At 74.3% G+C, this 237-nt stretch carries 1 protein-coding gene; it reads right to left on the bottom strand.

The features are described 5' to 3' along the window. Positions 1–237 (bottom strand): hypothetical protein (locus SB658_RS27420; protein WP_410603709.1); only part of this gene is annotated, 237 nt, incomplete at both ends.

The raw sequence follows: 237 nt of genomic DNA, 5'->3' as shown, positions 1-237 counted from the left end.
CGGATCGGCGCCCGGCACGCCTTCGCGGGCGAGGACGGCGAGTTGCGCGGCCGCCTCGCGCCGCAGCGTCTCGGAGGGCACGGAGGTGAGCGTGCGACGGTGACGGGCGACCATGCCGCGCAGGGTGAGCGGATGCTCGGCCGACACGTGACGCTCCGGCGGCTCGGGGGCGGGCAGGAAGCCGAAGAAAGCGCTGGGCGTCATGTAGTCGTCGTCGACCGCGGTGATGAGGAGCCG

Origin of the sequence: Bacillus sp. SIMBA_008 (assembly GCF_046535495.1) — a bacterium.
Classification (GTDB): domain Bacteria; phylum Bacillota; class Bacilli; order Bacillales; family Bacillaceae; genus Bacillus; species Bacillus subtilis.
Note: the sequence above shows the minus strand (reverse complement) of the source record. Positions and strands in the feature narration are given on the sequence as shown.